This is a genomic window from Jonquetella sp. BV3C21 (assembly GCF_000468895.1).
GTDB classification, from domain to species: Bacteria; Synergistota; Synergistia; order Synergistales; family Dethiosulfovibrionaceae; genus Jonquetella; species Jonquetella anthropi.
This window is the reverse complement of the sequence record NZ_AWWC01000008.1, coordinates 175,613-199,884: the sequence shown is the minus strand read 5'-3', so window position 1 is coordinate 199,884 and position 24,272 is coordinate 175,613. Positions and strand designations below refer to the sequence as shown.

Below are 24,272 nucleotides of genomic sequence, written 5' to 3'. Positions count from 1 at the left end.
AGATCACTGGTTTTTCACGACTAAAACAGGGTAGCCGGCGCTTTGCAGCTTATCAGCCACAGCCTGAGCCGACTCGGCGCTCGAACCGCCGGCGACAAACACCCTGAAGAACGTCCGTCCTTTGACCTCCGCCCGCCGGACGACGGTCGCATATCCTTTCGACTTCAGCTCGGCCGATACTGTCGACGCTCCCTTGTCGTCGGTAAACGAGCCGCTCTGCACCAGGTAATTGCTCTTTTCAATCGTCGCCCCACGGTCCGGCGCTGAGACCGCCGGACGCGCGACAGGTGCGGGCGCCGCAGAAACAGCCGGGCGCACAGCAGGAGCCGGTTTAGCGGCAGGCTTTTTGGCCGGAGGGGCCGTTTTGACAGGAGCGACAGCAACCGCAGTCTGACCATTTTTGTCAGTCGCAGGTTCGGCAACTAAAGGCCTGGCATCAGCGGGAACCACGTCTGCCTGAACTGGGACAGGCTCGACAACGGCTGACCGCTGGGGAAGCTCCGAGTGAACAGGAGCCGGCTGAACCGTCCGTGCCGGGCTGTTGACGACAATCGGAGTCTTTGAGGCTTGGGCGGGAAAGAACAGCACCTTGATCCCGATGATCAAAATTGCTAAAAATACGATTCCCAGAACAGGAAGCATTAAGTCACCAAAATTCAGCGCTGGTTTCTGTTTGAATCGGTTCGTCGATCGACTGGGCATGAAAACACCTCATTTCTTGCTGCAATTTAAAAGAAAAGGGGACAGATACCTGTCCCCACATCGGTCACTTTTTTCTGGCACGGCGGCTGATAGCCGGCGTGTCATAACTGTCGTCGCCCCCAACGTTCAGGAAATCGTCCTCATCATCGGAGACCAAGTCGGCAGGGTTCAGGTTCAAGCCGCTCCGTCGCTGGCCAGCCCCCCGCGGGCTGTCAAAGTGAGTTGAGCTGACCTGACGGTTCTGCCGACGAATCGCGCCGGTTCCGTTAAAGCCAGTCGCAATAATCGTGAAACGAACCCGATCCTCCATCGCCGGATCCGGAGCCCATCCCCAAATGATGTTGGCGTTCTCCTGAGCAGCCTGAGCGATGACTTGGTTGGCCTCGTTGATCTCATGCAGTCCGACTTCCGGGCTGACCTCGATAAAATACAGCAGGCCAGTGGCACCGCTCATCGGGGCCGTCATCATCGGTCCGCTCATAGCGGCCCGGGCAGCGGCAACCGTGCGCCCCTCGCCCTTCGCTTCGCCGATACCCATGATGGCCGTTCCGGCACCTCTCATGATGGTGCAGACGTCGGCGAAGTCCACGTGAACCAGAGCTGCCTTGCGGATCATTCCGGTAACGCCGGCCACAGCCTGACGCAGCACGTCATCGGCAACTTGGAAGGCCTCAAAGAACGACGTGCCCTTGTCGCAGACTTCCAGCAGCTTATCGTTCTCGATGATGATCAGAGCGTCAACCTTGTCTCGGAGCTCGTTAACACCCCGCTGGGCGTTTTGAGCCCGCATGGGGCCTTCCCAAGAGAACGGCATGGTGACGACTGCGACCGTCAGGGCTCCCAGCTCTTTAGCGATCTCAGCGATGATCGGAGAGGCACCAGTTCCAGTCCCGCCGCCCATGCCGGCGGTGATGAACACCATGTCCGCACCCTCAAGAACCGCTTTAAGGTCTTCTGTCGACTCCTGAGCCGCCTCTTTGCCGCGGGCGGGGTCCGCTCCAGCGCCGCGTCCGCCGGTCAGCTTTGTCCCTAAGGCTATCTTCGTCGGGGCCTTGGAGAGCTCGAGGGCCACCACGTCAGTGTTGACGGCGATAAAATCTACGTCCACAACTTCGCTGGCAATGATGTTGTTCAGCGCGTTGCCGCCGCCGCCGCCAACTCCTACAACCTTGATGACCTCTCGCGGAGGCATCGCCTGCGTCGTGCTGGGCTTAAAAACTTCGTTATTCATTGTCATCCCCGTTGCCTCCTAAAAAAGCTCTTTCAGCGATTTCAGCATTTTCTTAAAAAGCCCTTCGCCTAAGCGTCGGGACGATTGAGGCGCCTGTTCCACGTCGACAGAGAAGAAGCCCGACATGATCGAATCAACAGTGGAATCAAGATACTTGTATCTGTTCCGACGTTTTTCCAGCAAGTAGAAGATAATGCCCATCAGCAGGCAGTACTGGCTCGTGTCACAGCCAGGACGAAGTTTCTGAATCGGAGCTGCCGGCGCCCGACGAACAGGCAGGTTCAAAATGGACGAGGCAAACGTCTCAATCCCGTCTGTTTGAGCGACACCGCCGGTCAGAACGACCCCGGACGGGAACTGATGCTTCGAGTTCTCCGCGATAAACGGCGCGACCTTCTCCTCCAAAAGCTCTTCAATTCGACAGGCAACTGTCTGCCGTATCAGGTCGCCGTCCAGTTTTCGGGTCTGTCCTTGAATAGAGGCCGTTACTTCTTTAGCCGGTTCAGCGCCTGAATCAAGTGAAACGGCCTTCTTAACCTCTTCGGCGGCCCCCATGGGTATCTTCAGCATCTGGGAGACGTCGCTGGTGACGTAATCCCCGCCTATCGGGAACACCGTAAACGCCACCGGCCGATCTTCGTTGAAGATCGCCACGCTGGTTGTGCCTCCGCCGAGGGAAAGAGAGACCGCGCCGACGCTTTTCTCCTCTTGGTTGAGCGACCCGAGCGCCGCCGCCAGCGGTTTGTAAACCAACCCGCGAACTTGAACCCCAGCGTGCTGAACGCAGTTAACGACGTTCTGCACAATCGAACGGGGCATGATGACTGCCTGCAGTTCGACCTCAAGGCGGATGCCGGTCATGCCGAGCGGATCGTCTATGCCGCTATTGCCGTCAATGGAGTACTTGATAGGAAGCAGGTGGACGACGCAGTGATCTGACGGAACGGACAGGCCGCTCAACGCCGACTCAATAACCCGCATCACGTCGTCGTCAGCAACTTGACGAGGCGTTCGACTAAGGGAAATCATTCCCCAGACTGATTTAGTGTACGCATCGACCCCGCTGAAAGCAACCGTCACAGCACGGATATCAAACCCCACCATGGACTCCGCGTCGGCAATAGCAGCTGCAACCGAGTCCGTGGCTCGGTCAAGGTTCACAATCAGACCCTTGCGGACTCCTCGGGAAGGAGCCTGGCCGATGCCGATGATCTGTACTTCGTCACCGGAGAACATGTCCCATTCAGCGACAACCGCTGAAATTTTCGATGTTCCGAGATAAAGACCAACGAGAATCTCGGCATCCTTTCCCATTGAAAACACTCCTTTGCTCACTACATCACTCAAACGAGCTGTCCAACTGCCTCAAGATGACTTTATCCTTGTATGTCGCGTCAAACAGGCTGTATCCCTTGGTCGCGCCGTCGAGCAAAAGCCTGTGGGCGACCGGAAGCGTCTTGTCAAGATACGGCAGACTTCCTAAAAACGAAATGGACGTTCCTTTCGTTCTGCTCGTCAAAAAGCACTGCACCACGTCTTCGCCGCCACGCCTCCGAAGCACGATGTTGCTCGCTGTCATATCTGGCATTCCGGACAGGTGGGCCAACAAATCACGCACCCACTGAGCTGACAGGTCGCTTTTTCCCATATGTTCCAAGGTCCCGTCAGTCGAAAGAACCGACACGGGGAAGCTGTCATCAATGTGGAGCGCCGGCAGTCCCTGAGGCGATCCGAGCATGTACTGGTCGGACAGCTTTTTCGTCCAGATGTGGCCGTCCTCGGCAAGGAAAAGATTCTCGCCGTGCCAAATCAGCTCAATGGCCGGACTCAAGCTTTCAACGAAGACTTCAATGCTCTGCCCCATGTGGGACGAAGAAACTGTCAGATGAACGGGCAGACCGTCTTCCCATTCCCTCATTTGGTCCCAATGGAAACACCACATCGGGCCGAAGAATGAAAAGCTCTCGCTCCACGCGTGAATCTGAGCCTCCGTGGCCGGCGTGCCATTTCTGACTATCAGACTTCTTAGACGAAACGGTTCGTACAGCTCACCGACTTTCATCAGCGCCCCTGAGCCAAGGGCCAGCAGGAGCGCCGCAACGCCCCGCCAATTCATTGTCCGCAGAAGAAGACCATTACGCGGTTGCGGAGCAGGGCGCTTTCAGGTTCTGAAGGATCAGGTCGCCGATGACGCAGACGTCCCCAGCTCCGGCCGTCAACAGCAGGTCTCCCGGCTGAAGCACCGACATGACACACGCCTCGGCGTCCACTTTATCGCGAACGAGATGACAGAGCCCCGGATGCCGCTCGTGGATCTTATCCTGAATGAGAGAACTGGACACGCCGGGAATCTGCTGTTCGTCAGCGGCGTAGATGGGTAGCAAAATCACCTGATCAGCCTGAGAAAGGACTTGGGCGAACTGCTCATACAGAGCCGCCGTGCGGGTGTATCGGTGCGGCTGAAAGACCACCACAAGCCGCCGTTTGGGGAACATCTGCCCCAAAGCGGTGAGAGTGGCCTTCAACTCGTTCGGGTGGTGGCCGTAGTCGTCATAGACAAGGATATCATCTCCGGCGTTGCCCTTCTGCTGAAGACGCCGCTTGACGCCGTGGAACTCGTTCAGCGCGGAAACCATCAGGTCAAACGAGATGCCCAAGCGGGAACCGGCCGCCAGAGCTGCCAGAGAGTTGAGCAGATTATGTGTTCCTGAAACCGTCAGCCTGACCCGGCCAACCTGACGGCCAAATCGGTTGAGGGTGTAGCTCATGCCGCCGCCGGGATACTGCTCAAGGTTTGTCGGATAGAAGTCGTTCCCCTTTTCCAGCCCGTAGGTGACCCGATTCTGACAGTTTTGGCCTTCCAGACGTCCCAACAGAGCTCTGACGCCCGGATCGTCGCCGCAGAGAACCTCGAATCCATCGCTTGGAACGTTGGCAAGGAACGAAACGAACGCGTCAACAACCGACTGCCGGGATGGGTAATAGTTCACGTGATCCCAGTCAACGTTCGTCACAACGGCTACTGAAGGCTGGAAAAACTGGAACGAGCCGTCGCTTTCGTCCAATTCAGCCACCATGACGTTGCCGTTGCCTAATTTAGCATTGCAACCGATATCGCACAGTTCGCCGCCGATGGCAACCGTAGGCTCCAGGCCGGCCCGCTCAGCTATCAAACTGATCATGGATGTGGTGGTCGTTTTCCCGTGCGTTCCAGCCACGCCGACGCCACACCGACTGTTAAAAAGAAGGCTCAAGAGTTCAGCCCGCTGTACCACAGGAATGCCGCGCTCTCTTGCCGTTACAAGCTCCGGATTGTCTGAGGGAATAGCACTGCTGTAAGCCAAGATATCCGCTTTGTGGTCGTCTAAGTGATGCGGGTCGTGCCCTAAGTACACTGGAACCCCCGCTTCTCTGACCTTGGTCGTGTAGCAGCTGTTTCCCATATCGCATCCCGTCACTTGAAAGCCGAGAGCTTTGTACAGCAGAGCCAAGCCGCTCATGCCGGCGCCGCCAACTCCCATCAGATGAATGCTTCTGACCCGTGACAGATCAAGGCTTGTCGATGCCACTGCTCTATCTCCCTTCAGCGTTAACGCTCTGCAGAGCATCCCACAGAGCCTCGGACCCGCCGGAACGACCTTCCGGCCAACGAAGTTCCCGACCGGCCGCCCGTGAAAAAGCGTCGGAGAGGCCCTCGTCTCCAGTCCAGTATGGAGTTCCCGTCTCTTTGTTGAAAAGCTGAGCGTTGGCCAACTGGTGGCCGCCGGCCGACCCTTCCCACGGGACAACCAAAGCCCGCAGCCTGAGCGCCTCAATCTCCGCCAGAGTCGCCCCTCCTGCCCGGCTGATGACCAGATCAGCCGCGGAGTAGGCCAAGGTCATGTTCCACTGAGGCTCAACGGTCAGGGCGTTATCAAATGAAACCGACCCAGATGCCGCCCCGACGAACAGGAAAAACCACGCCTTTGATTCTACCATATTCGACAGTCGTTCGAGGTCTTCTCCGATGCCTCGGCTGCCAAGAGACCCGCCGACGACAACAGCTAGTTTTTTCCCTTTTTCGAGAGGCTTTTTCAATAGAAGGCGCTGAGCTTCGGCACGGTCAGTCAGCGACATCGCACGCACCGGGATGCCAGTATATTGGAATCTGCTGATGCCCCGACATTCAGACCAGCCTGAGGCGACAGGGCAGCCGAGGCGCGCCAGCATTCTGTTCCCTCGGCCGGCGATTACGTTCTGCTCGTGGGTCATCGTCCTGATCCCAGCCTGACGAGCCGCCCAAAAGACCGGCAGCGACAAATACCCTCCGAACAGCAGACACGCCGTCGAAGCTTCTTCTCGAATAAGCTTCTTCGCGGCTCGATAAGTTCTCACCAGATCAAGAGTCCTGCCGGGCGCTTTCTTCAACCCGCCGCCCAACGGGGACCCCACGATGGGCAGATAGTGGGCATGAACCCCGTGAGCCTCGCAGATCTGCCGTTCCAGAGGCCGGGATCCTGTCGCCAAGCTCCAGCTGACGTGATGACTTGACAGCCATTGTCCGAACGCTATCGCCGGGATCAGATGACCGCCTGTTCCCCCGGCAACCAACAGGATTTTCAGGACTCGTCACCTCCCTGCGCCGACTTGCGGGCAACTCTCGCGAGAATGCCGACTCTCATCCACATAAAAAGCAGAGATGTTCCGCCGTAGCTCACAAACGGAAGAGGCATGCCGCTGAGCGGGATAAGTTTTGTCACGCCGCCGATATTGATAAACAGCGGAAGAATCACCGAAACGCAACACCCCCAAGCGAACTGCTTTGAAATCCCAACAGAGCGCCGGTACACCTGAAGGGCCACAAACGACCAAATGATGAAACACCCTAAAAGGACCATCGTCCCAATGAGGCCAAACTGCTCGCCCATGGCAGGAAAGATGAAGTCGTTGTGAACCTCGGGGAGGAAGTCTTGAGACCGGTTGACCCCGATGCCCGACAGTCCGCCGTTGGCAAACGCGATCAGCCCTTGGATTACTTGGTAGCCAGAGCCCATTGGATCGCTCCACGGATCAAGCCAAACCGCAATTCGCTCCTGCCGGTACCCTTGGTGCATGACCACCAGATACATGAGCGGCGTCAGTACTGCCAGAGCTCCAGCCGGAAGCAAAAAACCGTACCGATCGACGAGCAGAGCGCCGGACAGCGCGACGATCAGCAGGACGCTGCCGAAGTCCGGCTGCCGAAGAAGAAACACAGCGCACAGGAACACGATTCCACCGGTCACAGCCAGCGCCTTAAGCTGACGGGCGTTGCGCTGATACAGCCGAACGAGCAGCAGGAGCAGGGCAAAGCTCAGGGCTTCGGCGGGCTGAAAGCTGAACGAGCCGAAATGAATCCACCGGGACGCGCCTTTGATGGTTACCCCGATTCCCGGCGCCAAGGTGAGGCCGAGAAACAGAAACGAGGCGGCGAAAGCACCCCACGCGACGCGAGTCCAAACGGTCAGCGGAATCGACATGACGGCTAAAAAGCAGATGAACGATACAGAAAGCCACAACAGCTGCTTAAACGCCGGCGAGTGTCCGGACCAGCCGGTCATGGCAGCAATGACAACGAGCCCGCAAAATGAAAGAAGCATTGGAATTAACCAGATCAGAAGCGAGCTCAGATCTCCCTTTCGCTCCATCTCAGTCCGGCAGAGCCATGACGAGGCGCTTGAAGTGATCTCCCCGCTGTTCGTAACTCTGGTACATATCCCAGCTGGTGCATGCCGGCGAGAGAAGAACCGTGTCTCCCGGGCGGGCCAATCCGTCGGCCGTCGAAACTACTTCTTCCATGCAGCTTGTCCTGTGAATTGACTGGACTCCAGCTTCCCGAAGGGCAGCCTCAATTTTGTCCGACTCCGCGCCGATGAGAATGACGTTCCTAGCTCGAGCTTTGACGGTCTGCGCCAGCGTCTCGTACTTCTCGCCTTTGCCCTTGCCGCCGAGGATGATGATTTTCGGCCCATCGATGCCCTCAAGAGCAGTGCGGGTCGACGCTACGTTCGTACCTTTTGAGTCGTCCACCCACGTAACGCCTCGACGAACTCTCACCAGCTGACACCGATGCGGCGGCGGAAGGAAATCGGAAAGCCCCTGAAGCGGCGCGAACGATTTGTCGATCAGTGCCAGAGCCGCACCGGCCATCGCCGCGTTTTCCAAGTTGTGCTGTCCCACCAGCGACAGCTGAGACCGATCGAACAGCTTTTCCCGGCCCGAATCCCGTTCAAGCCACACGGCCTGATCGTCCCAGTAAATTCGCGTTCCTTCGGTGCCGCCCAAGGTACAGACCGATCCGCCCGACGGGACAAGGGCAGCATCCCGAGCCTGAACGATCTCCCAGTTGCCCTTTCCCGGCCGGCCGAACACTTTCAGTTTGTCGGCCACGTAGTTCTCATAGCTTCCGTGCCAGTCGATGTGATCCGGAGCCAGGTTGGTCAACAGGGCGACTTGAGGCGTAAACGACTTGTTCCAGTGCAGCTGAAAGCTGCTCAGCTCCATCACTGTGTAGTCAACCGCCGTTCCCGCCGCGTTTGCTAGAGGCTCACCAATATTGCCGACCACCGCGACGCTTTGACCGCGGCAACGGAGCAAATGCCCCAACAGCGCAGTCGTGGTCGTCTTGCCGTTCGTTCCAGTGACGGCAATCGTTTTGCCGGGAAGCCATGGGGCGAGAAATTCCAGCTCTCCGACGACGGGTATCCCCCGCCCTTCTGCCTGTTTGACAGCTTCGGAGGCAGGAGAGACGCCACTGCTGACCACCATCTGGTCACATTCACAGCAGCGCGGGGAATGGCCGCCCGTTTCCCATTCAATTCCGGCGTTTCGGAAGCCGAGGCAGATCTCCGGCGCCAGTTCCTTTTTCATATCGGTCACAAAGACGCTGGCTCCGAGTTTTTTAGCCCATAAGGCTATTGCCTGACCGCTCACGCCAGCACCGACAACTGTTATTCTCCCCGCCATGCATCTCTCCCCTTTTAGAAAAGCAGATCTCCAATGAACAGGCACCCGGCAAGTCCGATGAGGTGAACGACCATAAACCGCCACGTAATCAGATTTTCCGGCCACCCTTTCAGCTGAAAATGGTGATGGATCGGCGCCATGAGGAACACTTTTTTCCCCCTGCCGTGAATTGAAACCAGCTGAATCACCACAGAAATCATCTCAACGCCGAACAGGAACCCGACGGGAACCAATGTCAGAATCGGCATACCGGACACGAGGACGATGGACACCAGGAGCCCAGCCAGAAAATGGCTTCCTCCGTCTCCCATGAACACTTGAGCCGGATGGGCGTTATGCCACAGAAACCCCGCGCAGAGCGCCGCGCCGGCGCAGGACGCCAAAAACGGCTCAGTTCCAGGGGCTAAAAAACACAGAGCGCTGAACGAGATTAAGGACGCTCCCGCCGCCAGCCCGTCCAATCCATCGGTAACGTTCAAGGCGTTCTGAGCGCCGACCGCGAGGAAGAAGGCCAGAAGCCACCACAGCACGCCAGCCCAAATACTTGAGGACGGGGAACCGGACAGACCGTAGGCCTGCAGCTGGGCAAACCAGACGATCGTCACAGCCATCTGCACAAGAAACTTTCCCTTACTGGAAAATCCTTCGCTGGAACCGCGCCGGAACTTCAGGACGTCATCGGTCAGTCCAATCGCCCCGCAAAGTACCGGATAGACCCACAGCGCGACGGCAGTCAAATTGCGCGTCACAAGCCCGCTGATTAAAAAACCAGAGCCGATCAGCATAAACACGACGCCGCCCATTGATGGAACCTTGGCTTTGACGGCCTCGTCAACTTTGGGCCCGTAGGCTTTCTGGACCTGAGACACGCCTTTTGTCCGCATGACGCTGATCCAGCTTTGCTGCGCCAAAATCTCACCGATTGCTACCACGATAAAGGTGACCAGTCCGAGAGCGAGGAAACTCATCGCCCGCCTGCCTCCTGACCTTTCAGCTCTTTGACCAACCGCTCCAGCCCGCAGGCGTGAGACCCTTTCACCAACAGCACGTCGCCGGAGCGAAGATTCAATCCGGCGACGGCTCGCCGGACCTCTTCCCAGTCCGTCAGCAGGTTGTCAGTCGCTTTCGCGCCGCTCTGCCAGTCCGAGCCGTAGGCGCCCCACCAATCGAAGCCCTGTCCTCGGGCCACTTCCATCACCTGCTGGTGCGCGGCGCTTGCCCCGGCTCCCAATTCGCCCATAGAACCCAGCAGGGCGAACTTCCTGCCCCGGATCTGAACTTCGCCGAGGCTCTGAATTGCCGCCGTCATGGACTTGGGCGACGCGTTGTAGCTTTCGTCAATCAAAAACGCCCCGTTTTGAAGCCTGACGACTTCGCCCCGCCCCGGCAGAGACTCGAAAGAAACTGCTTCCCTGACTGCCTGCCGGAAAGGAACTCCCATCCGCACCGCTAGGGCGAGGGCACAGCACAGCGGGTACAAGCCATGTTTTCCGGACAGCCGGACGCTGACGGGAACTCGATCACCGCTGTAACAAAGCCTTGCCGACACCTTGAAGCCTTCGTCCCACTCGAGCCGATCGTCCTCAAAGGACAGGCTGCCGTCTCGGCCGAACGTGGTGACCGGCGTATTGATTTGCGACGCCAACTCAGCCAACAGCGGATTATCAGCGTTTAAGACCGCGTCCTTGAGACGGCCGCCGCCAAAAATTCCAGCCTTTTCCCTGAGGACGCCCTGAACCGAGCCGAACCCCTCCAAGTGCGCCGGAGCCACCTCCGTGATAGCCGCCGCCGTCGGCGGGAAGAAGCTTACCATCTGGGCGATTTCTCCCGGGTGGTTCGCCCCCATTTCCAGCACGAGGCACTGGACGTCAAACGGCGCCGACAGCACGGCAACCGAGCAGCCGATCAGCGTATTGTAATTGCCCGACGCGGCATGGGTCCTTTGGGACGCCGACATGATGCGGGCGAGAAAGCTCCGCGTCGTCGTCTTTCCTACGCTCCCTGTGACGGCAGCCACGTGCTTCAAGTCGGGCAAACGGACCAAGTACGCCCGCGCGAGTTCAGCCAAAGCCGTCTCGCTTCGATGGCCGAAAATGAACGTGACCTGAGGCCACTGAGCAGGAAGTTTCTCAGAGACCCGCCCCCGCTCCGCTAAGACGACGGATGCGCCGCGGGCCAAAGCCGACTCGATGTACAGGTGTCCGTCGGTTGACTCCCCCTGAAACGCCGCAAATCCGTCGCCCGGCTCAACCGCACGGCTGTCCACCCGAAAGGTCAGAGGTAGCGGCCGATCCGGCCCTGTCACGTCCAGACCGTTGGGAAGAAGATCTTTTAAGCTCAGCACTGCCCCACGCCCCTTGAAGCGCTCCACTCGCCCACGACGTCCCTGTCGCTGTACGGGTATTTGACGCCTTTAATTTCTAAATACGGCTCGGCCCCTTTGCCCGAAATAACCACCACGTCGCCGCGCTCCGCCTCGTCAAGCGCGGCAAAGACGGCGTCACGGCGGGAGAGAACCGTCGAAAACGACGCTTTTCCGCCCTCCAGCCCGGCGACTATCGCCCGGGCAATTTCGGCTGGGTCCTCGTTCCTCGGATTGTCCATCGTGACAATAACCCGATCGGCGGTCTGTCCGGCAATTTTTCCAAGCTCCGGCCGGGCGCCCGCAAACCGCTCGCCGCCATGCCCGAACACGCTGATCAGGCGCTTTGCCAGAGGGCGAAGCGTCGCCAGCAAGTTAGTCAAGGCAATTTCCGTGTGGGCGAAGTCGACGATGACCGTCACGCCGTTGGACAGGTTGATTCGCTCCATTCGGCCGGGGACCTGCGGCATCGTTTCCAACCCCTTCACAACCGCCTCGGGACTGCACCCCAAGCCGATGCAAAGAGACGCCGCACCCAGCGCGTTTTCAACGTTGAACCGCCCTGTCATGGGCAAAGCGACCCGACCGAGAAACTGGCCGTCAACCTGCAGGTCAAAGTCCGAGCCGCCGGCTTTCATCGTCAGACGGTCTGCTTTCACACGGACGTCGGCACCGTCCCCAAGCCCCCACGTCAGGCTTAACGGGAAACGGGCCGCGAGCTTTTGCCCCCACGGGTCACAGCCGTTGACCGAAATGACGGCGTTCGGCTTCAGGTGTTCGGTAAACAGCAGGGACTTGGCGGCAAAGTACTCTTCCATCGTGCCGTGGTAGTCCAAGTGCTCGGGCGAAAGGTTGGTAAACAGGGCCCCGTCGTAAGTCGAGCCGGAAATTCTGCCTTGTACCAGCCCATGCGATGAGCACTCCATCACGCAGGCACCGCACCCGTTGGCAATCATCGACTCGTACAGCCTTTGAAGGGCTGTGCTTTCAGGCGTCGTCCGATCGGCCACAGTTTCTTTGTCGCCGTCGTGGTAGACGACCGTGCCAATCAGGCCGGTTTTTATCCCGCAGGCACTCAGGACGCTTCGAATCATGTAGCTGGACGTGCTCTTGCCGTTCGTTCCGGTCACGGCGACCATCTTCAGCCGATCGCACGGAGAGCCGGCCAGTCGGGCGGCTAAAAACCCCATGGCGGCCCGCACGTCAGTGACCTGAATCCAGTTGTCCAAGCCGTCCGTCGGCCGCTCAATCATGAACCCAGCGACGCCAAGCCGCAGGCCTTCCATGATAAAACTGTGGCCGTCAAAATGACGGCCACAGACGCACGCAAAAACATCTCCCGGCTTCACTAACCGGGAATCACTGCAGAGCCGGCTCGTCTCTTTCAGGCCGTTCCAGTCTCCGCCCCAGCCCAGAAGGAAACCAGCACGTTTAAGGTCATCCAAAGCCTGAACTATCCGTCCGTCCATTCTTCTCCCGCCCTTTATTTCCGTCCGGCCCAAGGGATCTTGCGCGTCAAATTTGTCCCTTCAGCCGCATAATTTCTTCGACGATGTTTTTGAACACCGGGGCAACTATCTGTCCCCCGTAGTACCTCTGTCCCGTCACGTCGCCTAGGACGATCAGCATGGTGTACTCCGGCCGGTCAGACGGCCAGAAACCGATCATCGACGCGTTGTATCGGCCTTTGACGTATACGCCTTTGTCAGCCACCTGAGCGGTTCCCGTCTTGGCCGCGATCGGCACAAGAGAAGAGTTCGCTCCCTTTCCGGTCCCCTGGGTTACCACCTGCCGAAGGACCGTTCGGAGCCATCGGGCTGTCCGCGACGAAAGAACGCGGGTAATTTCTTGTGGTTTCTGGAGAACTACTTCGTTTCCCTGAGCGTCTACGGCCCGCTGGACGATGAAGGGCCTCATCAGAACGCCGCCATTAACGATGGCGTTGAACGCCGTAACTAACTGCAAAGGCGTCAGAGCAAATCCTTGGCCGATCGCCACGTTGGCCGGGATAACCCCGTACCACTGTTCGGGAGACCGAAGCAGCCCGGACTCCTCGCCGCTCAGCATGATGCCGGTTTGACGCTCAATCCCCCAGTTTTTCATGTCGCTGTGGGTCTTGTAGGGGTCGCACCTCATGCCGATCTGCGCCATGCCGACGTTCGATGACTTCTCAAGGATCTGATCAACCGACAGCGTGCCGTTGTCCTTCGGCGTGGCATCGCTCATCACAGCGTCGGCGATCTGTATCCGAGCCGGACAGCGAAACGCGCTGTTAGTCTTGATGGCCCCATTCTCAAGGGCAATGCCCACCATGATGGGCTTAAAGGTCGATCCCGGCTCATACACTCGGCTAATAACGTTGTTCCTGAGCGCTTCTGGGTGAAGGAACGTCGAACGAACGTTCGGGTCGAACGACGGCCAGCTGGCCATGCCGAGGACCTCACCAGTTGAGCTGTGAAGGCAGACTGCCGCCGCCCACTTGACCTTGTTCTGAACCGCCGCTTGGCCGAGGAACTCCTCAAGGGCGTACTGCACCTGTGAGTCAACGGTCAGGTACAGTCCCTGCTCTTGGGTCGGATCCTCTTCGGTGGGTTCCGACAGAGGCCGGGCACCCCGGTAGTTAACCAACGAACGTTCAGGGATATAGAGCACGTTGTTCCACGTCAGCTCAATGCCCGAAAGGCCCCAACTGTCGTTGTCGCAGAACCCCAACAGGTGGGAAAAGATCTTCCCTTTCGGATAAACCCGCTTGCGTTCCGAGCGAACGAACACGCCCTTGCCGCCGGCTTGACGGATCTCTTCCGCCTGTTCTTCCGTCAGGTAGCGTTTCAGCCAGTAGAACCGTTTCGTCAGGGGTTTGGAGAGCTGAGACAGCATCTTTTTGTCCAGAAACGGGGCCAGCTGCTTCAGCCTCGAGCCGTCCCATCCCTCGACGCCCGGATCCAGAAAAACGCTCCAAGCGGGAACCGACATGGCCAAGGGAGCACCTGACCGGTCGTACACCGCCGCCCGATCGAGGGAGCGCCGCACCGTCTGCCGGTACTGCCCTGTCAGCTGAGAGAGCGTTCGGGGATCAGGATAGAGCTGGACGTTCACGACCCGAAACACCAACAGCCCCAAAATGCCGAACAGACAGAGCCACTCAAGCCGCTGTGAAAACGTCAGCCGTTTCCCGCGCTCCGGCTCGCTGGGCAAGCCGAGACGACGAAGCTCCATTCTTTACTGGAAAACTTGAAGCGGCATTCCCGGCAGAGCGGCGGTCTGAACAGAAGACCCCGCCTCTCCGACGCGAATCGTGCCGGCCAGCGAAACCTTCTGCATCCCAAGTCCCCCAATGGCCCGAGCGTAAACTGCCGCCGGCGCGGTCAGCCCTGCGCTTTCCCGCTCTAAGCTCTGAATGGACTGTCTGGACTGGACGATTTGCCGGTCCACCTGCATTGCCTGCCGCTCCAATGCGCTCGTCTCCGCCCGCATGTTGGAGATTTTCGCAAAGCAGAATACCGAAAGGGCAGCCATTACTAAGACAAGAGGTGCAACCTTCATCGCTCCCCTGCATGCTCTCACCGCCGCCATGGTCCTAGCCTCCCCTGTTCGATCTGATAGTTGTCCCGTCGTTCAAACGCCCTAAGCCTTGCGCTTCGAGACTTAGGATTCGATAAAACCTCGTCCTCGCTGGGCGTCAGGCCTCGGCGGGAAACCGGAATCCCCAGCCACTGACCTTCCCATTCCCTCATCGCCCACTTGACCAGCCGGTCTTCCAGCGAGTGATAGGTCACCGCCACGAAAACTCCGCCGTCGGCCAACAGGCCGCAGACCTGAGACAGCAGATCCTCCAGAGCTCCAAGCTCGTCGTTCACCGCAATCCGCAGGGCCTGAAAGACCCGTCTAGCCGGGTGTCCGTTCGCTTTTCGCTGCGCCGCGGCGGGCATTCCCTCCCGAATCACTTCGACAAGCTGCCCGGTCGTCTCAATCGACGACTGGCCCCGCCGGCGGGCGATGGCCCGGGCAATTGACCGGGCAAACCGCTCTTCGCCGTAGCGGAAGAAAATCCCCGCCAGCTCGTCTTCGGTCATCTGATTGACCAGTTGGCTCGCCGTCAACCCTTCCGAAGCGTTCATCCGCATGTCAAGCGGACCGTCCTCGCGAAAAGAGAACCCTCTCTCGCCTTCGGTGATCTGCAGGTTCGACACTCCCAGATCAACCACGACGCCTGCGGCTTCCTTTTCGCCGTGACTCGCCATCAGGTCGTTGAGTCGGCGGAAGTTCCCCGGCCATACGGCAAACCGATCAGCCCATCGAGCCAGCCGCTCCTGTGCGATGGCACGAGCCTGCCCGTCCTGGTCGATTCCCGCCACCCGGCACTCGGGCCAGCGGCTTAGGAAAGCCTCGCTGTAACCGCCAAGCCCCAGCGTCGCGTCGACCACCAAACCAACCGGCGGCCGAGGGAACGAGTCCATGACCTCCTGAAGCATGACGGGGCGGTGTTCAAACGCCAAAGTCCCCGACCCCTTCAGCCAAGCTTTCGAAGTCTTTCAGGATATCGTCCCGGCCGGCGTTCCAGCGCTCGCTGTTCCACAGCTCCACGTGATCGCTGACACCGACGATCGTGACCTGCTCTCCTAATCCGGCGTAGTCCTTGAGGAAAGCTCCCACCAAAATGCGTCCCGCGCCGTCTACCGGCAGTTCGTCTGCCGAGCCGAGCACGACCCGCATAAAGCGCCGAGCGCTTTCCTTGGCAAACGGCAGCGTCTGCAGTTTTGCCAAGTACTTCTCCCACCCGTCGGTGGAATACACGGCGACGCACCGATCCAGTCCTACAGTGCATACCACTGTAGAACCCAGTTCAGATCTGAATTTGGCCGGAAGGACGAGCCGTCCCTTGCTGTCCAGTCGGTGCTCACACGTGCCCATCAACATGGTAAATTCACCCACTTAATGACACTTTATCCCACGTAGCGTTAACATTAACCTTTTTCTGCCTTCCGGTCAAGGGGGAGAAAAAAATATCTTCCTGAGCTTGAATCATCAGCTCTTCGCCGTTTATGAAACGAATCCGAAAACGCGGGAAGATACTTCACATTTAGAATTCTTGTTGACAGATTTGTCCATCTATATGAAGCTGTTTGTTATCAAAAAATCCAATCCCGCTTCAAAAACAAAAAAACGACAGCCCCACCGCGGGCTGTCGTATCTAATATTCATAATAGAGAAAAAACTATTTACTTTTTTGAAACCGATTAAAAAAGGGGAATCCAGTGGTCCATAAGCCGGGTTCTGTCGTGGGAAGTCATTTCTCTAGGAGCCGATTTGCACCGGCCCTCAAGCGACCATACCCGGAGGTCAGCGGGCAGCCTCAACCCTCCCTATTTGATCTTGCTCCAGACGGGGTTTGCCTAGCACGTTCGTCGCCGAACGCCCGGTGGGCTCTTACCCCACCCTTTCACCCTTACCGCTGCGGGGACCGCAGGCGGCGGTCTGCTCTCTGTGGCACTATCCTGTGGATCGCTCCAACTGGACGTTATCCAGCGTCTTGCCCTGTGGAGCCCGGACTTTCCTCTCCCCTGCCCGGCAAAGCCCGGCAGGGCGGCGACTTCCTGTACCGCTGAATTCCCGTCCGTCAGTATATCACACCTTGTTTTTCAACAACCTATAGCCACAAAGAAGGCCCCGGGAAGAATTGTCTTCCCGGGGCCGGATGTCTTTATTTCCTCAGACTTAGTACAGTCCAGGGTACAGCGGCTTAGCATTGCAGAGCTCGTTGATTTCGCCCCGAACCTGCTGATGAACTTTCGCGTCGTCGATGTGGCCCACGACCCGGTCAATCCAGTCGGCGATCTGGTCCATCTCGCTGAAGCCGAAGCCGCGGGTGGTCACGGCGGGGGTTCCGATACGAAGTCCGCTGGTGATCATCGGGCTGAGAGTCTCAAACGGGACGGTGTTCTTGTTGGCGGTGATGCCGGCTTCGTCCAGAGCGAGCTGAGCCTGTTTGCCGGTGACGCCCTTATTGGTCAGGTTGATCAGCATCAGGTGGTTGTCCGTTCCGCCGGAAACGAGGTGGAAGCCTCTTTCCATCAGTTTTTCGGCCAGCCGCGCGGCGTTGGCCACGATCCGCTTCTGGTAGTCGGCAAACTCAGGCTTCAGCGCCTCGCCAAAGGCGACCGCCTTGGCCGCGATGATGTGCATCAGCGGGCCGCCCTGCATGCCAGGGAAGATAGCGCTGTCAATTTTCTTCGCCCACTCTTCCTTGCACATGATCATGCCGCCGCGAGGGCCGCGCAGCGTCTTGTGGGTCGTGGTGGTGACGAAATCGCACCACGGCACAGGATCCTTGTGGAGGTGAGCCGCCACGAGCCCGGCGATGTGGGCGATGTCGAACATCAAAACCGCGCCGACTTTGTCCGCGATGGCCCGGAACTTCTCCGCGTCGATGACGCGCGGGTACGCGGACGCGCCGCAGATGATCATCTTGGGTTTGTGCTGGAGCGCCAGCCGCTCTAATTCGTCAAAGTCAATCTGCTCCGTCTTCTTGTTAACGCCGTAGGGAACGATGTTGTACAGTTTCCCGGAGAAGTTGACCGGTGAACCGTGGGTCAAGTGCCCGCCGTCGGTCAGGTTCATGGCAAGCACGGTGTCGCCGGGCTTGACGGCGGCAAAATAGCACGCCATATTCGCTTGGCTGCCGGCGTGGGGCTGAACGTTGACGTAATCGCAGCCAAACAGTTTCCTGGCCCGCTCGCGAGCCAGCTCTTCGGCCTTGTCGACCACTTCACAGCCGCCGTAGTACCGCTTTCCCGGGTACCCTTCGGCGTATTTGTTCGTCAGCACCGACCCCATGGCGGCCATCACAGCCCGAGAAGTGAAATTCTCCGACGCGATCAGTTCAATCTGATCGTTCTGACGGCGGTACTCCTCGACGATAATATCGGCGATCTCTGGATCAACTGAACGCAACAGCGAGTCTGCACAATTGCTCACGACAACTCCACCTTTCCGAGGACCGATTTTTTGTCTTTTTTATTATAGCAAAAGTTGTCCCTTTTGCGGATAAAATGCGTTCTTTTTTGCAAACCCTTTCGCTTGACAGCTTACGAAACAAAAGTCATACTAAACACAGTTCATACGTATTTTTGATTAGCCTGATCCGAAGGCTTGCGCCGCCTTTGGCACAGGGACCCTACAAACGAATGGAGCTGATGAGAGCAGCTGAAAGAACGCTTTTGACGTCCCGAGGTCGGGACTGATGAGGCGTTCTTCTTGTGGGGACGTTTCACCCAGCGTCCGGCTTGGGCCGGCGGAGCGAGGGCTTCGGCTCTTTGGAGGGGGAAGAATGGGAAAATACATCTTTCAGCGCATATGGACCAGTCTCGTCACACTTCTGGTCGTCATCACCCTGACGTTTTTCATGATGCGGGCAATTCCCGGCGGACCGTTCACCGACGAAAAGGGGATTCCGCCTCAGATTCTCGCCAAGATGATGGATCGGTATCGGCTCAACGATCCTCTGATCTCCCAGTACAGCCGTTATCTGTTCGACGTGCTGAAGTGTGACCTCGGTCCTTCGTACCGATACGAAGGCATGACAGTAAACCAGCTGATCGCTGACAGTTTCCCCGTGTCGCTGGCGGTTGGGTCTCTGGCCTTGGCGCTATCGCTGGCCATTGGGATTCCAACCGGCATCTTAAGCGCCCTGCGGCGCGGCAAGTGGCAGGACCGAGTCGCAATGGTCATCGCTACTCTGGGGATTACGATACCAAACTACGTTATCGCGACGATATTCGTTTACGTCTTCGCCTACCGTCTGGGCTGGGTAACTGTCGGCTTCTGGCAGGGGTTTTCCACGTCCATTCTGCCGGCGATCACGCTAGCTGGCTACCCGATGGCGTTTATCTCCCGGCTGACCAGAAGCAGCATGCTTGAAGTCATCCAGCAGGATTACATTCGGACCGCCTACTCAAAGGGACTGAAGGAACGGACTGTGGTCTACATCCACGGGCTTCGCAACGCGGTCATTCCCGTGCTGACCTATTTGGGACCTTTGGCGGCGGGCATTCTCACCGGCAGTTTCGTCGTCGAGCAGATTTACAGTCTTCCGGGACTGGGAACGTTCTTTGTGACCAGCATTCAGAATCGGGACTACACCACCGTTATGGGCGTGACGATTTTCTACAGCGCCCTGCTCATCTTCCTCAACTTGGCCGTGGACGTGTGCTTGGGATTCGTCGATCCGCGGATCAAGCTGGACAACAAAACCCATTGAGGAGGCAGGCATGATGAAGCAGACTTTTCCATCGACACTGTCCCCTCTGTTTCCCCAGTCCATTCCTTGGGATGACCCGGACCTGTACCGGACTGTAGACAAAGAGGAGCGTTCCCAGTCCGAGTTCGTTCGCCCGTCCATCAGCTACTGGAAGGACGCTTGGCAGCGCTTGTACCACGATAAACTGGCTATCGCCGGGCTGATCGTTGTCTTGGCGGTCTCCCTTTTGGCGATCTTCGGCCCCATGTGCTCCGAGTGGACCTACGACGCGCAGGACTTTCTGGCGGCCAACGAGCCGCCGTCGTGGGAGCACCTATTCGGCACCGATATGTTCGGCCGGGATATTTACATCCGCGTCCTGTACGGTGCCCGCATTTCCTTGGCGGTCGGTTTTGTCGCCAGTTTCATTAACCTGACGATCGGCGTCATCTACGGCGGCATCGCCGGGTTCGTCGGCGGCCAAATGGACAACCTGATGATGAGAATCGTGGACATCATTTACAGTATCCCGATGATCATTTACGTTATCCTGCTGATGGTCGTCATCGGTCCGGGGCTAAAGAGCATTTTCATCACGCTGGGCATCGCTTATTGGGCGTCAATGGCCCGTATCGTCCGAAGCGAGATCATGCGCCTCCGCAACGAAGAGTTCGTGCTGGCCGCCCGCGTGGTCGGAGCCTCTCCGCGGCGAATGTTGCTTCGGCACCTGATCCCCAACGCGATGGGGCCGATTCTCGTCACGTTGACGCTGTCGATCCCGTCGGCTATTTTCACCGAGGCGTTCTTGAGCTTCGTCGGCTTGGGCGTCAGCGCGCCGATGGCCAGCTGGGGCGTGATGAGCAACGACGCGTTAGGCACTTTGGCAATTTATCCTTGGCAGCTGTTCTTCCCTGCGGCGGCCATTTCGATCACCATCCTGGGATTCAACTTCCTCGGCGACGGGCTTCGGGACGCTCTCGACCCGCGGCTGCGCAAGTAAGGGGGCGCGGACGATGAGCGAACTTTCTCGGAAAGAGCGTCTTGCGCTCGCCGAAGACCTTCTGGTCGTCGACGACCTGCACACATCGTTTTTTACGCCAGTCGGCGAGGTCAAGGCGGTCGGCGGCGTGTCGTTCAACCTCAAGCGCGGCGAAGTCTTAGGCATTGTTGGTGAGTCGGGCAGCGGCAAGAGCGTCACGATGCTGTCGGTGCTCCGCCTGTTGGGGACGTCGGGCAAAGTCGTCTCCGGCTCGCTGAAGTTCCAAGGGCAGGAACTGACCGAGCTGACCACGTCGCAGCTGACGGATATTCGGGGCAACAAGATCTCGATGATATTCCAAGACCCGATGACCAGCCTGAACCCGGTTCTGACCGTCGGGTATCAGCTCTGCGAGCCGCTCAAACGGCACAGACACCTGTCAGACGAAGAAGCAACCCGTCAGGCCGTGTCCATGCTGCGGCGGGTCGGCATCGAGCCGGCGGAGCAGCGGATCAAGCAGTACCCTCACGAGTTCTCCGGCGGTCAGCGTCAGCGCATCATGATCGCCATGTCGCTGGTGTGCCATCCTGAGCTTCTCATCGCCGACGAGCCGACGACGGCCCTCGACGTGACGGTTCAGGCTCAGATCTTGGAGCTGATGAAGGACCTGCAAGATCAGTTCGGCACCTCAATCATCTTGATCACCCACGACTTGGGCGTCATTGCCGGCATGGCCGACCGGGTAGTCGTCATGTACGGCGGCCGCATCATGGAAGAGGGATCCCGACAGGATATTTTCTACCGGCCGGCTCACCCGTACACGAAAGGGCTGCTTCAGTCGGTGCCGAACCCGGAGTCGCTGGTAAAAACGCGGCTGATTCCTATCGAAGGCCAACCGCCTGACCTGCTGAACCCGCCGGCCGGCTGCCGGTACGCGCCCCGTTGCCCTCTGGCGAAGGGGATATGCCTGAACTATCCGCCTCGGGAAACTGTGGTCGGCGAGGGACACCGCACTTCCTGCTGGCTGGTTGACGAAGAATTTGCGGCGAAAGGGGGGAACCGCTGATGGCCGTTTCCTATGACGCTGCACCCCTTGTCCGTATCGAGCACCTGAAGAAGTACTTCCACGTGTCCCGCGGCACGGTCAAGTCGGTTGACGACGTTTCGTTCGACATTTGGCCCGGGGAGACGCTTGGGCTTGTCGGCGAGTCGGGCTGCGGCAAGACGACCACCGGCCGGACCATCGTCCGGCTCTACGAGCCCACCGAGGGGAAGATCCTGTTCGAGGGCCAAGACCTGGCTTCCATGAACCAAAGAAGCCTGCTGCCGTGGCGCAAGAAGATCCAGATGATCTTCCAAGACCCGTACGCGTCCCTGAACCCGCGCATGACCGTCGGCGACATCGTGAAGGAGCCGATGATCATTCATGGTTTTCCCAAGGACGAGTGGAGCGACCGGGTCCGCCACCTGCTGAGAACGGTGGGGCTGAACAGCGAGCACGCCAACAGGTACCCTCACGAGTTCTCAGGCGGCCAGCGCCAGAGAATCGGCATTGCCAGAAGTCTGGCAGTCGAGCCTGAGTTCATCATCTGCGATGAGCCGATTTCCGCTCTGGACGTGTCGATTCAGGCACAGATCGTCAACACCCTTGAGGACCTGCAGAAGGAACTGCAGCTCACCTACCTGTTCATCGCCCACGACCTGTCGATGGTCAAGCACATTTCCGACCGAATCGCCGTCATGTACTTGGGCGCCATCGTCGAGCTGGCAGAAAGCAACGAGTTGTACACCAACCCGCTTCACCCCTACACCCGGTCTCTGCTGTCGGCGATTCCAGTGCCGGATCCTGACAAGTCGGACGCCCGCAAGAGGATTATCCTGCAGGGCGAAATTCCCAGTCCTCTGAACCCTCCGTCCGGCTGCAAGTTCCACACCCGCTGCCCGCATGCCACCGAGCGGTGTTCTGTTGAAACCCCGGCGTTCGTCGATCGGGGCGGCGGACACTTCAGCGCGTGCCACAACATGTAGGCTTCACCGGCCGTCCGACCGGCGGCCGTGCGTCCCATAGGTAGAACCTAGGCGCTTCACGAATCGGGAATTCTCAAAAGGAGGAACAGATTCATGTCGAGTCGTAAGCTATTGGCAGCACTTGCAGCGTTGACGCTGTGCGCTTCCGGAGCCTTGGCGGGCGAGAAGATTCTCACCTACAACCTGGGCGTTGAACCCCGCACCATTGACCCGGTCCTCAACAACGCGGTTGACGGATCCACCGTTGACTACAACGTTTTCGAGGGCCTTGTCCGTCCCGACGAGAACGGCGTCATCGCCCCCGGCTGCGCTGAGAAGTGGGACGTGTCCGAAGACGGCCTGACTTGGACGTTCCATCTTCGCGACGGTCTGAAATGGTCCGACGGTTCTCCTCTGACAGCCGCCGACTTCAAGTTCGGGTTCCTGCGCATTCTAATTCCTGAGAACGCCGCCCCGTACGGCTATCTGGCCTACATGATCAAGAACGGCAAGGAGTTCTTCGAAGGCAAGTGCAAGGCTGAGGACGTGGGCATTGAGGCGCCGGACGACAAGACGCTGGTTCTGCATATGGCTGAGAAGTCCCCGCTGGTCCTTCAGTACCTGTCGTTCAACCCCTTCGTGCCGGCCAAGCGCGAGCTGGTTGAGGCCAACCCCCGCGGCTGGACCATCGCGTCCATGCCGATGCTCTCCAACGGCCCGTTCTACGTGGCGGAGTGGAAGCACAACAGCGAAATGCTGCTGAAGAAAAACCCCAACTATTGGGACGCAGCCAACGTGAAGCTTGACGGCGTCCGCCTTCTGATGATCGTCGACAGCAACACCGCTCTGGCCGCTTTCAAGGCGAAGAACGTCGACGTGAACGACCACCTGCCCCCGCTGATGGTGGCTCAGCTCATCAAGAGCGGCGAAGCCAAGGTCCTGCCCACGCTGGGCACGGCGTTCACCGTGTTCAACGTCACCAAGAAGCCCTTCGACGACCCGCGGGTCCGCAAGGCGTTCTCTCTGGCAATTGACCGCAAGGCCATCGTCGAAAAGGTCACCCAGGGCGGCCAGCACCCGGCCAACGGCTTTATCCCCGAAAAGATCCCCGGCGCCGTCGTCGGCGGACCCGACTTCCGTTCTGAGGATTCCAACGTGTACCTGACGCCCAACGCGGACGTTGAGACCGCCAAGAAACTGCTGGCCGAAGCCGGTTATCCGGACGGCAAGGGCTTCCCGTCGGTCAGCTACACCTACAACGGCAACCCGGGCAACAAGGCCATCGCCGAAGTCCTTCAGGCCATGTGGAAGAAGAACCTGGGCGTCGACGTCGAGCTGGTTCAGCAGGAGTGGAAGGTCTTCATCGACACCCGCAACCAGAAGAACTACCAGATCGCCCGTCACGCTTGGATCGCTGACTTCAACGACGCGCAGGGCATGCTCGCCCTGTGGACCAGCGACAACTTCGAGAACTGCACCGGCTGGAAGAACGCCGAGTACGACAAGCTGATCAACGCCGCTGTGACGATGACCGACATGGCCAAGCGCGCTGAGGATATGCACAAAGCCGAAAAGATCCTGATGGACGAAATGCCCGTCATGCCGATCTACTACTACGCCACCCCGTACCTGATGCAGCCCAACGTCAAGGGCGTCTATCAGTCGCCGTTCCTCTGGTTGCTGTTCAGAGACGCGGACATCGAGTAGTTCATCCCCAAGCAGATTCAAGAACGCAACAAAGCCGCCCAATCGGGCGGCTTTGTTATTTTGC

21 protein-coding genes and 1 other RNA gene are annotated in these 24,272 nt (G+C 58.6%); 5 read left to right on the top strand and 17 right to left on the bottom strand.

Annotated features, from left to right (window positions below):
• Nucleotides 1-3: 3 nt before the first annotated feature.
• From HMPREF1249_RS02790 to HMPREF1249_RS02715, 17 genes are all read right to left on the bottom strand, one after another.
• On the bottom strand, nucleotides 4-702 hold the full coding sequence (locus tag HMPREF1249_RS02790) for an SPOR domain-containing protein (protein WP_008523111.1): 699 nt from the start codon (nucleotides 700-702) through the stop codon (nucleotides 4-6).
• 64 nt (nucleotides 703-766) lie between these two features.
• Nucleotides 767-1,939: a cell division protein FtsZ gene (gene ftsZ, locus HMPREF1249_RS02785; protein ID WP_021775773.1), complete on the bottom strand. Its 1,173-nt coding sequence runs from the start codon at nucleotides 1,937-1,939 to the stop codon at nucleotides 767-769.
• Between the two features lie 12 nt (nucleotides 1,940-1,951).
• Complete coding sequence (gene ftsA / locus HMPREF1249_RS02780) at nucleotides 1,952-3,247, bottom strand: cell division protein FtsA (RefSeq protein WP_008521572.1); 1,296 nt, start codon at nucleotides 3,245-3,247, stop codon at nucleotides 1,952-1,954.
• A gap of 25 nt (nucleotides 3,248-3,272) precedes the next feature.
• Nucleotides 3,273-4,049 carry a hypothetical protein gene (locus tag HMPREF1249_RS02775; RefSeq protein ID WP_008521573.1) on the bottom strand — a complete coding sequence of 259 codons (777 nt, stop codon included), beginning with the start codon at nucleotides 4,047-4,049 and terminating at the stop codon, nucleotides 3,273-3,275.
• A gap of 19 nt (nucleotides 4,050-4,068) precedes the next feature.
• Entirely contained in the window at nucleotides 4,069-5,502 is a 1,434-nt protein-coding gene (gene murC / locus HMPREF1249_RS02770) for a UDP-N-acetylmuramate--L-alanine ligase (protein ID WP_008523113.1), read from the bottom strand.
• A 4-nt stretch (nucleotides 5,503-5,506) separates the two neighbouring features.
• Nucleotides 5,507-6,523 (bottom strand): UDP-N-acetylglucosamine--N-acetylmuramyl-(pentapeptide) pyrophosphoryl-undecaprenol N-acetylglucosamine transferase, encoded by a 1,017-nt coding sequence (locus tag HMPREF1249_RS02765; RefSeq protein WP_021775753.1) that lies wholly within the window; start codon nucleotides 6,521-6,523, stop codon nucleotides 5,507-5,509.
• Between the two features lie 8 nt (nucleotides 6,524-6,531).
• Entirely contained in the window at nucleotides 6,532-7,599 is a 1,068-nt protein-coding gene (locus tag HMPREF1249_RS02760; RefSeq protein ID WP_008523115.1) for an FtsW/RodA/SpoVE family cell cycle protein, read from the bottom strand.
• Nucleotide 7,600: 1 nt separating this feature from the next.
• Nucleotides 7,601-8,917 (bottom strand): UDP-N-acetylmuramoyl-L-alanine--D-glutamate ligase, encoded by a 1,317-nt coding sequence (gene murD / locus HMPREF1249_RS02755; protein WP_008521577.1) that lies wholly within the window; start codon nucleotides 8,915-8,917, stop codon nucleotides 7,601-7,603.
• Nucleotides 8,918-8,931: 14 nt separating this feature from the next.
• Nucleotides 8,932-9,885 (bottom strand): phospho-N-acetylmuramoyl-pentapeptide-transferase, encoded by a 954-nt coding sequence (locus HMPREF1249_RS02750; protein ID WP_008523116.1) that lies wholly within the window; start codon nucleotides 9,883-9,885, stop codon nucleotides 8,932-8,934.
• Nucleotides 9,882-11,261 carry a UDP-N-acetylmuramoyl-tripeptide--D-alanyl-D-alanine ligase gene (locus HMPREF1249_RS02745; protein WP_008523118.1) on the bottom strand — a complete coding sequence of 460 codons (1,380 nt, stop codon included), beginning with the start codon at nucleotides 11,259-11,261 and terminating at the stop codon, nucleotides 9,882-9,884. Before HMPREF1249_RS02745 ends, HMPREF1249_RS02750 begins: the two co-directional genes overlap by 4 nt.
• Nucleotides 11,255-12,748, bottom strand: coding sequence for a UDP-N-acetylmuramoyl-L-alanyl-D-glutamate--2,6-diaminopimelate ligase (locus HMPREF1249_RS02740; protein WP_021775788.1), 1,494 nt, complete (start codon nucleotides 12,746-12,748; stop codon nucleotides 11,255-11,257). Before HMPREF1249_RS02740 ends, HMPREF1249_RS02745 begins: the two co-directional genes overlap by 7 nt.
• A gap of 46 nt (nucleotides 12,749-12,794) precedes the next feature.
• Nucleotides 12,795-14,495, bottom strand: a complete 1,701-nt coding sequence (locus tag HMPREF1249_RS02735) for a peptidoglycan D,D-transpeptidase FtsI family protein (protein WP_008523121.1) — start codon at nucleotides 14,493-14,495, stop codon at nucleotides 12,795-12,797.
• A 3-nt stretch (nucleotides 14,496-14,498) separates the two neighbouring features.
• Nucleotides 14,499-14,852: a cell division protein FtsL gene (locus HMPREF1249_RS02730; protein WP_008521582.1), complete on the bottom strand. Its 354-nt coding sequence runs from the start codon at nucleotides 14,850-14,852 to the stop codon at nucleotides 14,499-14,501.
• Complete coding sequence (gene rsmH, locus HMPREF1249_RS02725; RefSeq protein WP_008523123.1) at nucleotides 14,840-15,775, bottom strand: 16S rRNA (cytosine(1402)-N(4))-methyltransferase RsmH; 936 nt, start codon at nucleotides 15,773-15,775, stop codon at nucleotides 14,840-14,842. Before rsmH ends, HMPREF1249_RS02730 begins: the two co-directional genes overlap by 13 nt.
• Entirely contained in the window at nucleotides 15,765-16,196 is a 432-nt protein-coding gene (gene mraZ / locus HMPREF1249_RS02720) for a division/cell wall cluster transcriptional repressor MraZ (protein WP_008521584.1), read from the bottom strand. Before mraZ ends, rsmH begins: the two co-directional genes overlap by 11 nt.
• A 331-nt stretch (nucleotides 16,197-16,527) precedes the next feature.
• An RNA gene (rnpB, locus tag HMPREF1249_RS07785) (RNase P RNA component class A) lies at nucleotides 16,528-16,885 on the bottom strand.
• 109 nt (nucleotides 16,886-16,994) lie between these two features.
• Nucleotides 16,995-18,254, bottom strand: a complete 1,260-nt coding sequence (locus HMPREF1249_RS02715; protein WP_021775807.1) for a serine hydroxymethyltransferase — start codon at nucleotides 18,252-18,254, stop codon at nucleotides 16,995-16,997.
• Nucleotides 18,255-18,606: 352 nt separating this feature from the next.
• On the opposite strand from HMPREF1249_RS02715, the gene HMPREF1249_RS02710 reads away from it, so the two are divergent.
• The 5 genes from HMPREF1249_RS02710 (at nucleotide 18,607) to HMPREF1249_RS02690 (ending at nucleotide 24,208) form a co-directional block, all read left to right on the top strand.
• Nucleotides 18,607-19,536 (top strand): ABC transporter permease, encoded by a 930-nt coding sequence (locus HMPREF1249_RS02710; protein ID WP_008521587.1) that lies wholly within the window; start codon nucleotides 18,607-18,609, stop codon nucleotides 19,534-19,536.
• Between the two features lie 13 nt (nucleotides 19,537-19,549).
• Nucleotides 19,550-20,515, top strand: coding sequence for an ABC transporter permease (locus HMPREF1249_RS02705; RefSeq protein ID WP_231286750.1), 966 nt, complete (start codon nucleotides 19,550-19,552; stop codon nucleotides 20,513-20,515).
• Nucleotides 20,516-20,528: 13 nt separating this feature from the next.
• On the top strand, nucleotides 20,529-21,560 hold the full coding sequence (locus tag HMPREF1249_RS02700; protein ID WP_021775775.1) for an ABC transporter ATP-binding protein: 1,032 nt from the start codon (nucleotides 20,529-20,531) through the stop codon (nucleotides 21,558-21,560).
• Nucleotides 21,560-22,522, top strand: a complete 963-nt coding sequence (locus HMPREF1249_RS02695; protein WP_008521590.1) for an ABC transporter ATP-binding protein — start codon at nucleotides 21,560-21,562, stop codon at nucleotides 22,520-22,522. The genes HMPREF1249_RS02700 and HMPREF1249_RS02695 overlap by 1 nt, the downstream gene beginning before the upstream one ends.
• Before the next feature lie 93 nt (nucleotides 22,523-22,615).
• Nucleotides 22,616-24,208, top strand: a complete 1,593-nt coding sequence (locus HMPREF1249_RS02690; RefSeq protein WP_008521591.1) for a peptide ABC transporter substrate-binding protein — start codon at nucleotides 22,616-22,618, stop codon at nucleotides 24,206-24,208.
• Nucleotides 24,209-24,272: the final 64 nt, after the last annotated feature.